Origin of the sequence: Paraburkholderia humisilvae (assembly GCF_902859855.1) — a bacterium.
GTDB classification, from domain to species: Bacteria; Pseudomonadota; Gammaproteobacteria; order Burkholderiales; family Burkholderiaceae; genus Paraburkholderia; species Paraburkholderia humisilvae.
The window spans coordinates 51,438-67,955 of record NZ_CADIKH010000018.1 but is presented as its reverse complement, the minus strand read 5'-3'; the positions used below and the strand labels follow the sequence as shown (position 1 = coordinate 67,955).

Here is a 16,518-nt window from a genome sequence, read left to right as displayed (position 1 = left end):
CACGATCGTCTCGGAGTGCATATCATGCACAACGCATAAACGACCGATAGCCGCCGCTCTGCTTCCCGCGAGACGATGCGGGCCAGCCGCGATCTAGCGCTTCTTTAATCGTTCGAGCAACGCAATGCCCGCTGCGGGGTTGCGCTCCTTGTAGCCGCTGATCACATACAGAAAGACATCGCGCGGGCTCTTGCCGGCCACCTGCTTTGCCACCGTGTCGAGTCCCGCGGGCTGGTCGCCCGACGCCCATGCCCGCATGCGCCCGGTCCAGAGGTCGAGCGCATCGTCGGCATAGCCATGCTCGAATACATCAAGCGTGCCCATGATCCGCGCGTAGACGAACGGCGCGGTCACATCGGCGATCTGCAGATATCTGGAGTCTCCGGCAATGACGATCGCCACGCCGTGCTTGCGTGCGAGTTCGACGAAGGCCTCGTCGCGGAAGCTTTCATGCCGTACTTCTACCGCATGGCGCAGCGCGCGGCCGCCTGCATGCTTCGGCAGCAGCGACAGAAACGCGTCGAAGTCCGGTTCGTCGAACTGCTTGGTAGGCGCGAACTGCCAGTTGATCGGCCCGAGCTTCTCCTTCAGTTCGAGCACCCCGCTTGCGAGGAATCGCTCGATCGACTCGCCCGCTTCCGCGAGCACGCGGCGATGCGTCGCGAACCGCGGCGCCTTCAGCGAAAAAACGAAATCGTCCGGCGTCTCGTCGTGCCACTTCGCGAACGATTCAGGCTTCTGCGACCCATAGAAGGTGCCGTTGATCTCGATGGTCGTCAGCTGGCGGCTCGCGTATTCAAGCTCGCGCTTCTGCGTGAGGTCCTCCGGGTAGAACAGCCCGCGCCACGGCGCGAAGGTCCAGCCGCCGATGCCAACGCGGATGTGCGCGTCGTTGGCGCGCGCGCCGCTCGCGGGCCTCGACGGTGCTGCGTCGGGCGTTGCGGGCTGCTTCGTGGAAGCGGCTTTTGTAGCCGCGGGTTTTGTGGCCGCGGGTTTTGTGGCCGCAGGTTTCGCGACCGCAGGTTTCGCGACCGCAGGTTTCGCGACCGCAGGTTTCGCGACCGATTTCGCCGCCGTCTTGCCCACCGCTCCCGAAGCCCGTTTCGACACGACTTTCGCAGCCGATGCCGGCGCCGCCTTGACGGCCGTTTTGCGCACTGCCATGGATGACGTCTCCCCTCATGCTCGCGAATCGCTCAAGTGTAGCGAATCGCAAGGGGTTTGCATGCGCCGATGTTCAGAGTCGAGTTAGCCATCCCCACCGGATCGATACACCTCCGGCCGCCGATCGCGAAGCACATGGTTGAACGCATTTAGTTGCCGATGCCGGCGCGCATCGGCAAGATTCACCTGCGCGACCAGAACGGCTTCATCGGTCGCACTGGCGGGGCCGGCAACGGGCCAGCCATGCGCGTCGACGATCACACTACAGCCAAGAAACGGCTGCCCCCTTTCATGACCGACCCGATCCGCCGCGGCCACGAAAAGCCCGTTCGAATGCGCACCGGCCATCGCAAGCAGATTCGCCATCACCGGCAGGCCGTCGGGCTGCGCGGGCATCGGCACCCAGTTGGTCGGCACGCACAGGATATCGGCGCCGCGGTTCGCGGCCAGCCGGAAAACCTCCGGAAACCAGATGTCGTAACAGATCGCGCAAGCGACGCGGCCGAATGGGGTATGAAAGACCGGCACGCCGAGATTGCCTGGCTCGAAAAACAGATGCTCGTCGCCCCACAGATGCAGCTTGCGGTAATTGCCCAACACTTGGCGCGGACCGATGATCGCCGCGGAGTTGTAAAGCACATCGCCATCGCGCTCCGCGTAGCCCGCCACGAGCGTCACATCGAGCCGCGTGGCAAGCGACGCCCACGCGCGGATCGTCTCACCGCCGTCGAGCGTCTCGGACAATGCAAATGCCTCTTCGCGCGACTCGAACACATAGCCCGTATTGCACAACTCCGGCAGCACAATCAGACGCGCACCGCGCGCGTGCGCCTGCTCAATCAGTTCGGTTGCGTGCGCAACGTTACGCGACTTCGCCCCCACTTCGGGCTGCATCTGGATGCACGCAACGCCTAGCCTGCTTTCATTGCCTGCGGTCATTGCACAACACTCCTCGCGATCGGCGAACGCATCGCATGCCAGCGATGCACATCTTCATAAGCCTGCGCGACGCGCAGGACGGTGACTTCGTCGAATGGCCTGCCGACGATCTGCAGGCCTACCGGCAACTCCCGCGCATCGAACCCGCAGGGCAGCGACAGCGCCGGCAAGCCGGTCAGATTAAATGGATACGTGAGCCGCCACGATGCGGCGAGCGGGCTTTCCTCGAGGCCGCCCGTGACGACCGAAGGCTGGCCGCGATGCCATGCGGTGACAGGCGACGCGGGCGTGACGATCACATCGACGCGTTCAAGCACCGCGGCGAAATCGTCAATCAGCAGCGTGCGCAGTTGCTCGGCCTTCAGATAGTCGGCGGCCGTGACCATCCGGCCGATCTCGATGAGCGTGCGCACGTCGTCGTTCATCTCAGCGGTCGCGTGTCGTTGCAAACCCCGATCGTGATACGCACTCGACGACGCAAGCTCGATCGCATAGATCGCGCCGAGTCCGTATTGCAGATTCGGCACTTCGAAATCGACGATCTGCGCGCCCAGCGCGGCCAGATCGTCGATCGCGTCCTCGACGCGCGCTTCGACGTCGACTTCGTTGGCGCCGAAAAAGTGATTGCGGCAGACGCCGACTCGCAGGCCGGCGATACCCGCGTTCAAGCGCGCGGTGAAGTCGGGCACGGGCACGTCGGCACTGCCCGGGTCGCGCGCGTCAAAGCCGGCTAGCACGTTCAACAGCAACGCCGCATCGCGCACCGACAGCGCGAGCGGCCCCGCATGATCGAGCGACCAGCTGTGCGGCACGATGCCGGTGCGGCTCACGCGCCCGAAGGTCGGCTTGAGACCGACCACGCCGCACAGGCTCGCCGGAATACGGATCGATCCGCCGGTATCCGAGCCGAGCGCGCCGTACGCGAGACCTGCGGCAAGCGCCGCGCCCGAGCCGCCGCTCGAACCGCCGGGAATGCGCGACAGGTCCCATGGGTTGCGCGTCGGCGGCGTCTCGGTGCCCCACGCGAACTCGTGCGTGCGGGTCTTGCCGATCAGCACCGCACCCGCGTCACGCAAGCGCGCGACGGCGGCCGAATCCTCGCGCGCGAACGCGTAGCCCGGCGCGCGGCTGCCAGCGGTGGTCGGCATGTCGGCCGTCAGGTAGTTGTCCTTGATCGCAATCGGCACCCCGTGCAGCGGTCCGCGCCGTACGCCACACGCGACTTCCTGCGCACAGCGTTCGGCTTGTGTGCGTGCGTGCGGATTCATGCATTCATAGGCCAACACGTCGGCGTCGAACGCGCCAATGCGAGCGAGCACCGCATCCATCACGTCGGCCGGCGAAAGGTCTGCGGCAGCGATGCGTGCCGCGAGCGAAGTAAGATCGTCGATGTCGCTCATGCGCGCTCCGCCGGGTCCCGCATATCAGATGCATGGCCGGTTCGATAGAGACGCGTCACGTCGAATACGATCGCAGGATGCCGGTCCGACAGATCGAGCGTGCGAAGCTTGTCGATCTCCGTGAGTATCGAGCGATAGATCGACAGGTTGTGCGCGACGCGGTCGGGCGCGAACTCGATGCCGGTCCAGCGCGACAGTTCGTCGACGCAGTCGCTTGCCGTGTCGCGCAGACGCACCGTCGCGCCCGCACGCGAGCGCGGTGGCATCAGCAGCATGCGTGTGACATCGGGCGACAGCGCGCGGCCCGGATCATCGCGGGTCGGCATGCCTTCGACGAACGGCGTCACCTGTTGTCGCGCGACATCGAACACGCGCCGCAACTCGGCGACCGGGTCTTCATGCTCATCGACGCGCAGGTCGACCCACGCATACACTTCGTCGCGTGCGACCTTCAGCGATGCCGACTGCCGCCCGCGCATATCACCGCCGGCCGCCTGCCCGGCTTCGAGCGCCTGCATCAAGCGCTCCTCCAGCGCGAGCGGCCGGGTCGCTTCAAACGCCGCCTGCATCGCATCGAGCGTCGCGGCCCCGATCAGCATATTGCCTTGAATCGCGTACCAGGCGCCGGTGCGCTGCCCGGCCCACCCGGTGCATTGCGCCCCCGTCCACGCCGCGCCATGTCCGCGACGGCCGATCACGCCGATCTGCCGCAAATCCGCGGCCGGATCGCCGCCGAGTGCCCGCGCAAGCGCACTCTCCGCATCGGCGCCCTCCTCGAGCAAATCGAGCGCGGTGAGCGCCAGGTACGGATTGACCCACGATTGCGTCGACACCGCGCCGACACCGGCACGCACATACACGCACATCGCCCCTACCGCCGGCACCGCGGTGCTCACGGCCACACCGAGCGCGCCGCTCTGTTCGCAGCGCGCGACAATCGAGAATGTCATGACAGGCCACCTCCTTAACGCCGCTAGAGCGACAGATAGCGTGCAACCGTGGCGTGCGCCGCTGCGTCCGCCGTCGAACCCGCCGCTGGAATTTCGCCGAGTTCGAGCACCGCATAGCGGTTCGCGACCGCAAACGCGAAATGCAGATGTTGTTCGACGAGCAGCATCGACGTGCCGGAACGGTCTCGCTCGCGCGTCAGAATGCCGATCAAACGGTCGATCACCGAAGGCTGCATGCCCTCGGTGATTTCATCGATCAGGATCAGCTTCGGCTGGCGAATCAGCGCGCGCGCCACAAGCAGCATCTTCTGTTCGCCACCCGACAGGGTGCCCGCCTTCTGCCGCAAACGCTCCTTCAGAAAGGGGAACAGATCCTCGATGCGCGCGAAAAGCGGCTTGAAATCGCGATCGCGCGTCAGCGCGAGCTTCAGGTTCTCTTCGACCGACAGGTCCTGAAACAACGCCTGCTCCTGCGGGATGTAGGCCACGTCGCGCCGCGCGATCCGATTCGGCGGCAATCCTGCGATGCGCTCGCCGAATAACGCGATCTCGCCGCTCTTTGGGCGGATAAAGCCCATCAGCGTTTTGAGCAGCGTCGATTTACCCATCCCGTTCTTGCCCATGATCGCGACCACCTCGCCGCGCGCGAGCGTCAGATCGACGCCCTTTAACACCATGGCTTCGCCATAGCCGCTTCGCAGCGCGCCGAGATGAACCACGGCCGATGCCAATGCCAATGCCGATGTCGATGCGCTCATGCGCCGCCCTCCGAATTGACCGCCCCCGTATGCGATACACCCGCATACACCGCGCGCACCAGATCGGAGTTCACGACGTCGTCGACGCCGCCATCCATCACGATGCGCCCTTGATGCAGCACGACGATGCGCGAGCTGATCTGCCGCACGAAATCGAGGTCGTGCTCGACCAGCAACAGACACATCCGATAGCGTGTGGCGAGCGACACGAAGATCGAACCAATCTGCGTGCGCTCCTGTTTCGTGAGACCCGCGGTCGGTTCGTCGAGCAGCACCGTGCGCGGCTCGAGCGCGAGCACCATCGCCAGTTCGAGCGCCTGCTTCTGGCCATGCGACAAATACCGGCATGGCTGCTCGGGCATGCGATCGAGACCGGTTAGCCGCAGCACGTCGAGCGCCGGTTGCGGCAACTCGAGCGTCGTCGCGCGTTTCCATTTCGACGGCGGCGCGACGCGGTAGCGCGCGATGCGCAATGCGTCGGCGACGCTCAGCGAATCGAACACGGTCGCGGTCTGGAACTTGCGCCCGACACCGAGCGCGACACAGTCGTACGGAGCGAGATGCCGGATATCCGCGCCACCGATTTCGACCGTTCCGCCGGAGCGCTGCGCGCCATCCGCGATACAGCGCATCAGCGTGCTCTTACCCGCGCCATTCGGGCCGATCAGACTCAACAATTCGCCCGCGTGGGCATCGAAACTGATACCGTCGAGCACCTTCAGACTGCCGAAATGCTTATGCACGCCACGCAGCGACAACGCCGACCGTGGCGTGCCGTCCGCGACGCGCTCACGCGCCGGCGCGGGCGCGGCGACCAACGTCACCGGGACCGACGCGGCCACGCGGCGGCGCGGCATGGCCCGGCGCACGCCATCCGCCACGAGCGGCGCGAGTCCGCGCGGCATCGCGACGATCACGACGACGAACGCGACGCCGATCAGCAACATCCAGATATACGGCAGGTCGCCGCTCAGGTAAGCGCTGCCGGTATCGATCAGCAGCGCGCCAATGATCGGCCCGATAAGCGAACCGCGCCCGCCGAGCGCAACCCAGATCACGAGCTCGGTGCCGAACACAAAGCCGGCATACTCGGGCGCAACCACCATTTGCACACAGGCGAACAGAAAGCCCGCGAATGCGGCAACCAGCGCGCAAGTGTCCATCAGCCGCGCCTTGTAGCGCGACACGTCGATGCCGAGATACTCGCAGCGCGATTCGTTTTCGCGGATCGCGACCAGCAGCCGGCCCGCATCGCTGCGCACAAAGAGCCACGCAAGCACGGCCAGCACGGTCAGAAATGCGCCGGCGATAAAGAACCACGCTTCGAGCGGCAAGTCGATGCTGTCGAAGCCGGACAATCCGCTGCTCGATCCGGTGAACTCACCGCCCGAATAGATCGCCTGCACCAGCACGATAGGCAGCACCAGCGTCACGACCGACGCATAAAGCGGCGATGCGCCGTGATAGAACGCAAGCCAGCCGATCGCACGCGATACCAGCCATGCCGCGGCAAGCCCCGCGGCGAGCGCGCCCAACGCGAGGAGAGGCGAATAACCCGCGTGCACGAACACGAGACCGGCCGCGTAGGCACCGATCCCGAAGAACGCCGATTGTCCGAACGTGAGGATGCCTGTGTAACCCCAAAGCAGATCGACGGTCAACGCGAGCGCCGCATACAGAAACGAGCGGATCAGGTTGTTGACGAGAAAGGTCGGAAGTATGACGCTGCCGACCGCCAGCACCACGAGCGCGGCGACGCCCACCACCAGAGGGGCGCGCCACGGCGGCGCAGCCGACACGCGCAACGGTAAAGTCGAAACAGGATCAGCCACGAGCAAAACCCTCCGGCCGGATACGCAGCAGCAGTGCGGCCAGCACCGCGATCGTCAGCCCGCCGAGCACCGGATTAATGAATGTGCTGACCAGCACCTGAGCGCCGCCGAGCAGCACGCTCGCCACCGCCAGATTGACCAGCGATGCGCCCGACACCAGCACCAGCATGAACGCGCCGACGACCCACGCGACGCCCATGTTCGGATCGACACTCGCCAACGGCGTGATCAGGCAGCCCGCCAGCGACGCGAGCGCCGCACCCGTGCAAAACGTGATGAAACGCACGCGTGTACTGCTGATGCCCAGACCCCGCGCGAGCGCCTCGTTCATGATCACCGCGCGTGTTTGCAGGCCAAGGCGCGTGCCGTTGAGCAGCCAGCCGAGCGCCAGCGCAACCAGCAACGCGACGCCGACCAGCACCAGCCGGTACGCCGAATACTGTGCGCCCAGCAATGCAATCGCGCCGTTCAGCGGACTCGCGACCATCTGTACGCCACGCCCGAACACCAGCGTGATCACCTGCCCGACGATGATGCCGAGGCCCCATGTCGCGAGAATCGCATCGAGCGGGCGCGCATAAAGCGGACGCACGATAAAGCGCTCCACCGCCATCCCAAGCACGAAGCCGATCGCCAGCGAACAGGGGATGCTCCACCACCAGCTCAGCCCCGCCTGCGCGACAATCACGCTGGCATAGCCGCCGGTTGTCAGAAACGCGCCGTGCGAGAAGTTGATGATTTTCATCACGCCGAACACGAGCAGCAATCCTGTCGACACGATAAACAGGATCGCCGCCGTCGTGACGATATCGAGGACCAGATTCAGCATCGCAGCTTCCCCGGTGCGCTTACTTCAGCGACGGACATTGATCGCCCGGGTCGACATTCTTGAAGGACCCAATCACCTTGACCGAGCCGTCCGCCTGCACCTGGCCAAGATACATCGTGAGCGGCGTGTGGCGCTGCTTGTCCATGCGGATCGTGCCGCGCGGACCATCGAACGAAACCTGCGCCAGGGCGGGGATCACCTTTGCGGTGTCGACACTGCCAGCCTTCTCCACCGCCGCCTTATACAGATAGATCGCTTCATATTCGGGCACCGACAGGTCGTTCGGCGTCTTCAGATCCGTGCCGAAGCGCTTTTGCATCGCCGCGAGAAATTGATGATTGGCAGGCGTGTCGATGTTCGTCACGTACGAACCGGAGATGTAAATGCCTTCGGCGTCCGTGCCCATGCTTTTTGCGGTGCCTTCGTCGACTGCGAGATTCCCGTACGGCAACTTCACGCCGGCTGCGCGCAATTGCTTGGTCAACGTGACGTTCGGCGCGCCGCCGGCCGTCGACGTGATGATCGCGTCGGGCTTCGCCGCCTGCAGCTTGCTGATGATCGGCGTCCAGTCGGAGCCGTCCATCGGCAGGTACTCGTTGCCGACTACCTTGCCGCCCTTCTTCTCGATGTAGCTCTTCGTAAAGTCGAGCATGCCGCGCCCGAATGCGTAGTCGCTGCCGATCAGGAAGAACGTTTTCGCCTGCTTATCCTTCATGAAGTAGTCGACGATCGGCGCGACCTGCTGATCGGGCACCCACGCATCGACGTACATGTAGCGGTTGCACGAGCGGCCTTCATAGAACGACGTATAGATAAACGGCACCTTGCCGCGCGACACGATCGGCAACCCCGCATTGCGCGCCGCGCTGGTTTCCATCGAGATCAACGTATTGACCTTCTTGTCGAAGATCAGCGAATCGAACGCCTTTTGCGCGCCCGCGGCGCCGCTGCCATCGTCCGCTACTTCGAGGCTCACCTGACGGCCGAGAATGCCGCCTTTTGCGTTGATCTCGTCGACGGCGAGCTGCGCTGATTGCACGACCGACGGTGCGACGACGCTGTTCGCGCCGCTGAGTCCCACCGGTACGCCGATCTTGATCGGATCAGCGGCGAACGCTGTCTGGACGGTCACGATCGACGCGAGCAATGCGGCGGCTGCCGCCACGGAAGAGAGGCGCTTCATTGTTGTATGGCTCCTTGTACGGATTGTGTTTAGATAGATCAAGACCGGTCACGGTGCGTCAGAATTGCACGCCGCGCGTCAGTGCACCGTCCACCACGAGATTGGTCCCGCTCACGAAACTCGCCGTCGGGCTCGCGATAAACACCACCGCGTTGGCGATCTCCTCGGGCCGCGCCATGCGGCCGGTCGGATTCAGCGCGAGGGAATCCGCGAACAGCTTCGGGTTGTTGCGTTCAATGTTTTCCCATATGCCGCCCGCAAAATAGGTATTGCCCGGCGACACCGTGTTGGCGCGAATGCCCTTCGGCGCAAGCTGATACGCGAGCCCCTGCAGGTAGTGCACGACCGCGGCCTTGAATGTGCCGTACGGTCCCGCCGCGAAATCGATCTCGCGCGCGGATACGCTCGCAATGCCGACGATCGATGCCGCCTGACTCGCTTCGAGATACGGCATCGCCGCATGCACGAGGTTCACCGTGCCCATCATGTCGGTCTCGAACTCGGCCTTCCACGCGTCGACCTCATCCGCAATCGACAACGCACTGACATTCGCGACGACAATGTCGAGACCGTCGAACTGCTCGGCGACCGAACGCGTCCATGCCTGCAATGCGTCGCGGTCGGCGACGTCGACGGCCGCGCCGGTCACGCGTACCGCGCCGGCCGCACGCCGGGTCAGATCGGCCACCGTCCGCTCGACCGCTGCCCGGTCGCGCGAGCACAGCGCAACGTCGGCGCCTTCGGCAACGAATGCCTGTGCGATCGCGAGCCCGATGCCACGCGTGCCGCCGGTGACAAGCGCTTTCAATCCGTTAAGCTTGAGATCCATGTCCGTGTCTCCTCTAGGTTGCGGCCGGAGCCAGATACTTCTTGTTGATCGCCGCGCCGACTGAATATTTCGGGTCGACAAAATTGCCAAGGCGCACCTGGCCGCATTGGCTGAGCATCATGTAAGCGTCCCAGCGGTCGAATCCATATTCGAGTTCGAGCCAGCGTACGAGCTCGTGATAGGCAATGCGCGTCGCATCTTCGAGCGGTCGCGCGCTACCGATCGTCATCAGCAGCGCGTCGGTTTCGAGGCGCGGCCAGGCGATCTGCCAGCCTTTAATCAGGTCGACGTGAATGGTCGTCGTGCTCGAAAACTCGACCGCCGTGCCGCACACTTCGCCGTCGCCCTGACATGCATGCGCATCGCCAATAAACAGGCGCGCGCCCGGCGAGCGCACCGGCAGGTACGTGATGCTGCCCGGCCCCATATCGGGCACGTCCATGTTTCCGCCGTGGTTGTCCGGCGTCAGCGAATTGATCGAGTCGATTTCCGGCGAAAGACTCAACGTGCCGATATGCGGCTTGTAGGGCAGCCTGATGCGCTTGCTCCAATACACGCCCTCTTCGTCGAGATCGATCTTGCGGGTGATCTCGGGCAGCGGTTCGTTGAGCGTCGCGGTGTAATCGGTGCCTGTCAGCGCGCCGAAGCGCGGAATCAGGCAACACGTGCCACGCGGATTGTCACCGCGCGGCAGCATCGATTCGATATGCACCGCGATCACGTCACCCTTCTGCGCGCCGTCGATCATGATCGGTCCGTTCTGCGGGTTCAGGAACGGCACTTTCAGGTGTTGGCTCGGCAGGTCCTTTTCCGTGCGAATCTTCCCGTCGAACGCATCGCGCGTTTCGACGACGACGCGGTCGCCCGGCGCAATACTCAATACCGGGTCCGAATACGGGCCCATCGTGTAATGGAATGTGCCCTGACGCGCTTCGGTGAGCTCATGCGTCGCGCCGACCTGGCCGCGTGCCACACCGCGCGTGTACATGATCGATTGTTCAAGCCAGTTCATCGGGTTGTCCTTGTGAGGTTGATCGGAACGACGCTCGCGTTCAAACGGAGATCAGCGAGCGGACGTTGTTGGCTTCCATCTGGTCACCGTGCCCGGCGGACACGACCTGTCCACGCACCAGCACGACATAGTCGTCGGCCACCGCCTGCGCGAAATCGAAAAACTGCTCGACAAGCAGGATCGACAGCGAACCCTTCAGCGAACGGATCACCGCTTCGATCTCCATCACGATGGACGGTTGAATGCCTTCCGTGGGTTCGTCGAGAATCAGCAGCTTCGGGTTGGTCAGCAACGCGCGGCCGATCGCGAGCTGCTGTTGCTGGCCGCCGGACAGGTTGCCCGCGATGCGCCGGCGCATCGTCTTGAGCACGGGAAACGTGTGGAACACGTCAGCAAACGAAAAATGTCTGCCGTTGCGCGACTCGCTGCGTTCGCCCGCATACGCGCCGATGCACAGGTTTTCCTCGACGCTCAACAGCGGGAAAATGTGGCGACCTTGCGGCACATAACCGAGACCGGCCGCGACGCGCCGGTGGGTGGGTGTGCGGGTAATCGGCTGGCCGTCCAGCGCGATCTCGCCCGCCTTGACCGGCAACAGGCCGACGAGACACTTGAGCAGCGTCGTCTTGCCGACGCCGTTGCGGCCGAGCACGACCGTACAGGCGCCTTCGGCCACTTTGAGCGACACGTCGCGCAGCGTATGGCTGCTGCCGTAATACTGGTTCAGCGATGAAATGGTTAACATGTTCAACGCCCCAGATAGACGCGGATCACTTCGGGATTCGCGCGTACGCTTGCCATCGACCCTTCGCCGAGCAGCTTGCCCTCATGCAGCACGCTGACTAGATCCGCAATCTCGCCGACAAAGTCCATGTCATGCTCGATCACGATCACCGCGCGTTCCGGTGCCTTCAGCCGCGCGATCAACTCGGCGGTACGCGCCGTCTCGTGGTCGGTCATGCCCGCGACCGGTTCGTCGAGGAGGATCACGTGCGGATCGGCGACCAGCAGCATGCCGATCTCGAGCCACTGCTTCTGTCCGTGCGACAGTGTGCCGGCGGTGCGCTGCCCTTCGGTGGCGAGACGGATCGTCTCCAGCACTTCGTCGATGCGTTCGCTTTGCCGCGACGTCAAGCGCGAGCGCACCATATCAGCATAGCCGCGCCCGTTGCGGATCGCCAGTTCGAGGTTTTCGCGTACGTGCAGCGCTTCGAACACGCTCGGTTTCTGGAATTTGCGGCCGATGCCCAGACGGGCGATCGTGGTTTCATCAAGGGCCGCAAGGTTGGTCACCTTGTTCAGGAATACTTCGCCGGCGGCGGGCCGCGTTTTGCCGGTGATCACATCCATCAGCGTCGTCTTGCCCGCCCCGTTTGGTCCGATGATTGCGCGGATCTCCCCGTAGCGGAATTCCATCGACAGGTTGGTGAGCGCGGCAAAGCCCGAAAATGTGACGGACAGTCCGCTGATATAGATCGCCGTTTGCGGGGTCGCGCTCATCGACGCTCACCCTTGTCCGACCCGACTGCGGCTTTGAAAGTGCCCCACACGCCATGGCTGAAACAGACGACGATCAGCAGCGTCGCGCCCGCCAGGATGAACGGCCACACGGCCGGCAATTCGGCGGTCAGCCAGAACTTGATGCCGTTCACGAGAATCGCACCGAGGATCGCGCCGACCAGTGTGCCGCGTCCGCCGATGGCGACCCACACCGCGATTTCGACGGACAGCTGCGGCGACACGATGGTCGGATTGACGATGCCCACTTGCGGCACATACAGCATGCCCGCCAATGCGGCCAGCACCGCGGACAGGCACCACGCGATCAGCTTCAGCGTATGCGTGCGGTAGCCCAGAAAACGCATGCGGGCCTCGTCGTCGCGCACCGCGATCAACGCGCGGCCGAATGCGGATCGCGTCAGATAGCGCACGCCGAGATACGCGAGCACCAGCAGCAGGCAGGACGCGATCGCCAGACCGATCTGCGTGCCGGTATCCGAGATCGGATGACCCGCGAACTGCGTGAAGCCGGTCATCCCGTTGTTGCCGCCCAGGCCGACGTCGTTGATAAAAAGCAGCAGCATCAGCGCATAGGTCAGCGCCTGCGTGATGATCGACAGATACACGCCGTTAATCCGCGAGCGGAACGTGACGAAACCGAATACGCCGGCCACGGCCGCGCTGATCGCAATGGTCGCGACGACGGTCACGTCGAGTCTCGCGAGCAGCGTCCACAACTTCGGAAAATCGTGCGCGCCCATGTACTGCATGAAATCGGGCAGCACGTGAGTCTGCGCATAGGCGCCGTTGAGCAGGTAAATCGCCATCAAGTAGCCGCCGATGCCGAAGAAGATGCCATGACCGAGGCTCAGAATGCCCGCGTAGCCCCACACCAGATCCAGCGCCAGTGCGAGCAGCGCGAAGCACATGATCTGCCCGATCAGGTTGATGCCGAACAGCGACAGATGCAGCACGCTGGACGCCGGCACGACGAAATAGGCGAATGGCAAATACAGTGCGACGAGAATCAGCAGCGGTGCGACGAACGCTTCCGTTGCCGGCCCCATCCATCGGGCGGCAAGCCCCGATAACGTGAAGCGCCTCGCGGCGTGCGGGTCAGGGAGTGTGTTCATACGCGGGTCTTCAACACAAAGAGTCCTTGCGGCCGCTTCTGGATGATCAGCACGATCAGCAGCAGCACCGCGACTTTCGCCGCGACGGCGCCATAAAACGGTTCGATAAACTGGTTGATCTCGCCCAGCGCGAGCGACGACACCGCCGTGCCGACGAGACTCCCCGCGCCGCCGAGCACGACCACCATGAATGAGTCGACCACGAAGCCGGTGCCCATCGACGGATTCACGCTCGCGATCTGCGTGAGCACGACGCCCGCAAGCCCTGCGAGGCCCGCACCGAGGCCAAATGCGAACCGGTCGACGCGTTCAGCGGGCACGCCGAGACACTTCGCCATATCGCGCAACTGGGTGGTCGCACGCATGAGCAGGCCGAACTTCGTCAGGCGAATCACCGCGAAGGTGGCCACGAAAATCAGCAACGCGAGACCGATCGCGAACAGCCGGTTGTAGGTCACGAAGAAACCAGGCGAGACCTGCACGCCGCCATTCAGAAAACCCGGTGTGACAAACTCGAGGTTCTGCGAACCAAATAGCACCTGCACCAGCTTGATCAATGCGATGCTGACCGCCCAGGTCGCGAGCAGGGTCTCGAGCGGCCGACGGTAGAGGAAACGGATCACGCAGAACTCAAGCAGCATTCCACACACCGCGCAGACCGCGAATGCAACCGGAATCGCAACAAAAATGTACGCGTCGAATAGTCCAGGTAAATGCGCTTGCATGAAGCGCTCGACAAGCCACGTCGAGTACGCGCCAATCATGATGAATTCGCCGTGTGCGAGATTGATCACGCCCATCAGGCCGAACACGATCGACAGTCCGAGCGCGGTCAACAGCAGCACGCCGGCATAGCTGAGCCCGCTGAAAAGAATCGACAGCGCCCTGCCGAACGACAACCACGTATCGATATCGCGGATCGCGTTTTGCACGGCCGCGCGCAGTTCAGGATCGGTACGCACCGAATCCTGCGCGGCAAAGTTCGCGAGTGCGGTACGCCCAGTTTCGCTCGGCACTTCCGCGACCGCCTGGATGGCGGCCAGCCGATCGGCCTTCACGTCGCTATTCAAACCGCGCTTGGCCAACGCGAGCGCGAGCGTCGCGGCGATGTCGGGGTCGTGTTCGTGCTTGCTTGCGCGTGCAACGATCGCTGGGTCGAGCAGGCCGAAGAACTTGTCGACCTGGCGGGCCGCCGCTGCACGCTTGTCCACATCGTGCGAAAACAGATTGATCTCCGCGGATGCAACAGCCAGCTTGCGCATCATCAGGATGCCGGGCACATAAGGCGTGTCCGCCGACGATGGGTTACCCGCCGCGGACTGCAGGCTCGCTGCATCGAGTGACGGATTGCCCTGGATCGTCGCATGGCCCTCGGCGCCGCAGATTAGCGCGCCGTTGCGCATCGCATCGACGATCTGTGCCGCCCACGCGCGCTCGCGCGCGTCGGATGACACGCCCCGTTCAACCATCTGGGCGAGTGCGGCGGCTTTGTCGCCGTCCGGTGCACAGAACGCGGCCAGCATGCTCGCGCGTGATGGCCCCGGCGACGCGGCATTCGCGGTGGCGACGCCCACGATAAACATGAGCCCTGCCGTTACTGCTGCACAGAAGATTTGCCTGATGTTGGTCACACGCGTTTCCGATCAATGCTGCCGCAACGGTCCCCGCGCGTTGGCGATGCGCGGCCGTTGCGGACAGGCCTGTGTTGCGTCAAGCCTTGCCGATATAAGGACTGAACGGCACCGGCTTCACGATGTCCTTCGACTTCCACAAGATGTCGAAGCCCTGATTCGCATTGATCGAGCCGATCATGTCGCCGCGCCACAGGTATTGCGTGGTCTCGTCCATCTTCACCGTATAGCCGGCCGGATCCACCATCGTTTCGCCTGCGAGCGCCTTGCGCACCGCGTCGGGGCTCGTTGAATGCGCTTTCGTCGCGGCCTTCGCCCATAGATTGATGCCGACGTAAGTCGACACCATCGGATCGATCACCATGTCGGGCCGGTGCTTGAGGCTGTGCGCGGCCACATAGTTCTTCCAGTCGTTTTTGAACTGGCGGTTCTGCGGTGTATCGACGTTCTGGAAGTAGCACCAGCAGCTCAGATGGCCGACCAGCGGCCGGGTGTCGAGACCTTCGAGGTCGCTGTCCACCACATCGAGCCCGAGGATCGGAATGTCGGTTGCGCGAATGCCCTGGTTGACCGCCTCCTTGAACATCGCCGGAATCGAATCGCCGACCACAGTCATCACGACAATCGCCTGGCCACCGGGTTGCGCCGCGAAATCCTTGATCTCGCGCACGATGGTCTGGAAGTTCGATTGCCCGAACGGCACGTAGTGTTCGCGCCACGCGGTTTCCTGAATGCCTTTGGTCTTCAGATAGCCTTTGAGCATCTTGTTGATCGTGCGCGGCCACACGTAGTCGCTGCCGATCATGTAGAAGCGCTTCGCGCCGCCGCCCTGTTCGCTCATCAGATAGTCGATCGCGGGCAGCACCGAACTGCTCGGCGGCGAGTTCAGATAGACAACGTTCTTCGACTGCTCCTCGCCCTCAAAGTGAAGCGGATAGAACAGCAGGCTGTCCTGCGCTTCGACGACCGGCAAGACCGACTTGCGCGATACCGATGTCCAGCAGCCGAACAGCGCCGCGCATTGGTCGCGCTGGATCAGTTGCTTCGATAGTTGTGCGTACATCGGCCAGTCCGAGCCCGGATCGACGACCACGCCCTGCACCTGACGGCCCATCACGCCGCCTTTTGCATTGATCTGGTCGATCGTCATCAGCGCGGTGTCCTTCAGCAGCGACTCATTGTTCGCCATCGTTCCCGACTGCGAGAACAGCAGGCCGAGCTTGATCGGCTCGCCGCTGCCCGCCGCAAGCGCGGTCCTGGGCAGCGCGGCGCCAGCGGCGGTGACCAACCCCGAGCCGACTGCCGACAGGAAGGTACGTCTTTTCATGTGCTTCACTCCGACGTGAATGTGAAAACCG

Annotated in this window: 15 protein-coding genes; all 15 read right to left on the bottom strand. The window is 63.7% G+C overall.

What is annotated here, in order from left to right; genetic code table 11:
* Window positions 1-93 precede the first annotated feature (93 nt).
* The gene (locus HV796_RS20030) at window positions 94-882 is read right to left on the bottom strand and encodes a DUF72 domain-containing protein (protein ID WP_246355948.1); all 789 of its coding nucleotides are present in this window, start codon (window positions 880-882) and stop codon (window positions 94-96) included.
* A 366-nt stretch (window positions 883-1,248) separates the two neighbouring features.
* Window positions 1,249-2,103: a nitrilase family protein gene (locus tag HV796_RS20025; RefSeq protein WP_217477945.1), complete on the bottom strand. Its 855-nt coding sequence runs from the start codon at window positions 2,101-2,103 to the stop codon at window positions 1,249-1,251.
* Entirely contained in the window at window positions 2,100-3,503 is a 1,404-nt protein-coding gene (locus HV796_RS20020) for an amidase (RefSeq protein WP_175228239.1), read from the bottom strand. The genes HV796_RS20025 and HV796_RS20020 overlap by 4 nt, the downstream gene beginning before the upstream one ends.
* Window positions 3,500-4,453: a DUF1028 domain-containing protein gene (locus tag HV796_RS20015; RefSeq protein WP_175228238.1), complete on the bottom strand. Its 954-nt coding sequence runs from the start codon at window positions 4,451-4,453 to the stop codon at window positions 3,500-3,502. Before HV796_RS20015 ends, HV796_RS20020 begins: the two co-directional genes overlap by 4 nt.
* A gap of 23 nt (window positions 4,454-4,476) precedes the next feature.
* Window positions 4,477-5,211 carry a branched-chain amino acid ABC transporter ATP-binding protein gene (locus HV796_RS20010; RefSeq protein WP_175228237.1) on the bottom strand — a complete coding sequence of 245 codons (735 nt, stop codon included), beginning with the start codon at window positions 5,209-5,211 and terminating at the stop codon, window positions 4,477-4,479.
* Window positions 5,208-7,043, bottom strand: a complete 1,836-nt coding sequence (locus HV796_RS20005) for a branched-chain amino acid ABC transporter ATP-binding protein/permease (RefSeq protein ID WP_246355943.1) — start codon at window positions 7,041-7,043, stop codon at window positions 5,208-5,210. Before HV796_RS20005 ends, HV796_RS20010 begins: the two co-directional genes overlap by 4 nt.
* Window positions 7,036-7,869 (bottom strand): branched-chain amino acid ABC transporter permease, encoded by an 834-nt coding sequence (locus HV796_RS20000; protein ID WP_217477950.1) that lies wholly within the window; start codon window positions 7,867-7,869, stop codon window positions 7,036-7,038. Before HV796_RS20000 ends, HV796_RS20005 begins: the two co-directional genes overlap by 8 nt.
* A 22-nt stretch (window positions 7,870-7,891) precedes the next feature.
* Window positions 7,892-9,055, bottom strand: a complete 1,164-nt coding sequence (locus HV796_RS19995; RefSeq protein ID WP_175228235.1) for a substrate-binding protein — start codon at window positions 9,053-9,055, stop codon at window positions 7,892-7,894.
* 58 nt (window positions 9,056-9,113) lie between these two features.
* Window positions 9,114-9,884 (bottom strand): SDR family NAD(P)-dependent oxidoreductase, encoded by a 771-nt coding sequence (locus HV796_RS19990; protein ID WP_175228234.1) that lies wholly within the window; start codon window positions 9,882-9,884, stop codon window positions 9,114-9,116.
* A 13-nt stretch (window positions 9,885-9,897) separates the two neighbouring features.
* Window positions 9,898-10,896 (bottom strand): acetamidase/formamidase family protein, encoded by a 999-nt coding sequence (locus HV796_RS19985; RefSeq protein WP_175228233.1) that lies wholly within the window; start codon window positions 10,894-10,896, stop codon window positions 9,898-9,900.
* Between the two features lie 40 nt (window positions 10,897-10,936).
* Entirely contained in the window at window positions 10,937-11,641 is a 705-nt protein-coding gene (gene urtE / locus HV796_RS19980; protein WP_175228232.1) for an urea ABC transporter ATP-binding subunit UrtE, read from the bottom strand.
* A gap of 2 nt (window positions 11,642-11,643) precedes the next feature.
* On the bottom strand, window positions 11,644-12,396 hold the full coding sequence (urtD, locus tag HV796_RS19975) for an urea ABC transporter ATP-binding protein UrtD (protein WP_175228231.1): 753 nt from the start codon (window positions 12,394-12,396) through the stop codon (window positions 11,644-11,646).
* A complete protein-coding gene (gene urtC / locus HV796_RS19970) occupies window positions 12,393-13,529 on the bottom strand; it encodes an urea ABC transporter permease subunit UrtC (protein WP_175228230.1) in 1,137 nt (378 codons plus the stop codon). Before urtC ends, urtD begins: the two co-directional genes overlap by 4 nt.
* On the bottom strand, window positions 13,526-15,112 hold the full coding sequence (gene urtB, locus HV796_RS19965) for an urea ABC transporter permease subunit UrtB (RefSeq protein ID WP_175228324.1): 1,587 nt from the start codon (window positions 15,110-15,112) through the stop codon (window positions 13,526-13,528). The genes urtC and urtB overlap by 4 nt, the downstream gene beginning before the upstream one ends.
* 127 nt (window positions 15,113-15,239) lie before the next feature.
* Entirely contained in the window at window positions 15,240-16,487 is a 1,248-nt protein-coding gene (locus tag HV796_RS19960) for an urea ABC transporter substrate-binding protein (RefSeq protein WP_246355942.1), read from the bottom strand.
* Between the last annotated feature and the right edge of the window lie 31 nt (window positions 16,488-16,518).